We start from the raw sequence: 1843 nt of genomic DNA, 5'->3' as shown, positions 1-1843 counted from the left end.
CGCGCGGCGACGCGTGGCCAGCACGGGCTGACGGCGTTATTCCGCGGCGGCTGCCGATGCCGCCCCGGCCGGGCTGCCGCGCAGCGTCTTCTCCTTGAGCCGCATGACGAAGAACGGCGCGATCAACGACACGCCCGCGCTCATCAGGAACAGCAGGCGGAACGCATGCTCCGCCGCCTCGCGCACCGTGGCAGCGTCGCCCTGATCCCCCGCATCCATGGCCCGTCGGAACATGCTCATCAGCACATCCTCGCCACCATGCAGGTCACTGACCGCCATGCCGCTATGGCGTAGCAGCGCGATCAGCACCGTGGTCAGCACCGCCACGCCCACCGCGCCGCCAAGCAGGCGCGAGAACGCGGTCAGCGCGGTGGCGATGCCAACCTGCTGCGGTGGCACCGAGTTCTGCGTGGCCACCAGCCCGCTCGGCAGTTGCAGGCCGATTGACAGGCCCAGGACGATCATCACCAGCGCGGCCGGCACCACCGCCTGCGGCGGCACAAAGGCCAGCCCGACGATGGCAATCGGCGCCACCAGACAGCCAGCCAGTTGCAGCGGCTTGTAACGCCCGCTCCACGACATCAGCCGGCCCGACGCATAGGCGCCGAACGGAATGGCCAGCGTCAGCGGCACCAGCCGCAGCGCGGCGGTGTCGGCCCCTGCGCCGCCCACGACCTGGAAGCGCAGCGGCAGCAGCACCGACATCGCGATCAACTGGAAGAAGCACAGGAACAGCGTCAGGCAGCAGATCGCGACGGTCGGCACGGCGAGCATCTTCAGCGGAATCACCGGGTCGATGGCACGCCGCTCCTGCCAGACGAATAGCACCAGACCGATCACCCCGGCAGACAGCAGACCGATCGTCTGCGGCTCCATCGGCGAGTGGCCTTGCCCCATCCGCGTCAGGAACACCAGCACGCCAGACAGGCCGCCGCCAAACAGCAGCGCGCCGAGGTAGTCGATGCGATGCTTGCGTCCGCTGACCGGCAGATGCCGCAGCGCCCGGCGCACCACGACCAGCGCGATCAGCCCCAGCGGAATGTTGATCCAGAAAATCCAGCGCCATGAGAGGAAATGCGCAAGGTAGCCGCCAATCACGGGCCCGGCCATGCTGGCCACGGCCCAGACGCCGCTGACGTAGCCCTGGTACTTGCCGCGTTCACGCAGCGGCACCACGTCGGCGATCGTTGCCTGCGATACCGAGATCAGGCCGCCACCGCCAAGGCCCTGCAGAATGCGCGCGACGATCAGCATCGGCATCGTCGTGGCCATCGCGCAGGCGATCGACGCCAGCACGAACAGCACGATCGAGAACGTCAGCACCGAGCGGCGCCCGAGCACGTCGGACAGCTTGCCGTAGATCGGCGTGACCACGGTGGACGCCACCAGATAGGCGGAGATCACCCACGCCATGTCCTCGAAACCGTTGAGCTGCAAGGCGATCTCGGGCAGGACCACGGCCACGATCGATTGTTCGAGGGCACCCAGCATGATGGCCAGCATCAGGCCGAAGATGACCTGCATCACGGGCACGTTTGGGGGGGAATGCGGGGCGGAGGGCGCTTGTGGAGCGGACATGGAGGAGCCTGCACGGCAGGCATTGGCCGGACGGCCTGCCTGCTCTTGTTGGTCAAGAAGAGCCGCCATTTTATGCGAGCGCTTCAAACCGTGCTTGTCGGCTTGCTTTCAGCCCGGTGGCGCGTGCTCGCCCCATCACCCGCCACCACATCGAAACCGCGCGGCTAGGTGCCCTCGGGCTGCTGGCTGCACTCCCACACCGTCTGGCGCAGCCAGCGATGCGCGGGATCGGCCCTGCGCCGCGCGTGCCAGGCCTGCTGGAACG

Annotated in this window: 1 protein-coding gene; it reads right to left on the bottom strand. The window is 68.0% G+C overall.

Annotation, left to right across the window (positions count from 1 at the left end):
• Positions 1-36: 36 nt before the first annotated feature.
• Entirely contained in the window at positions 37-1578 is a 1542-nt protein-coding gene (locus D769_RS20425) for an MDR family MFS transporter (RefSeq protein WP_040011168.1), read from the bottom strand.
• Positions 1579-1843 lie beyond the last annotated feature (265 nt).

This window comes from Cupriavidus sp. HMR-1 (genome assembly GCF_000319775.1).
Lineage (GTDB): Bacteria > Pseudomonadota > Gammaproteobacteria > Burkholderiales > Burkholderiaceae > Cupriavidus > Cupriavidus metallidurans.
The sequence above is the reverse complement of the archived record's forward strand: the minus strand, read 5'-3'. Positions and strand labels throughout refer to the sequence as shown.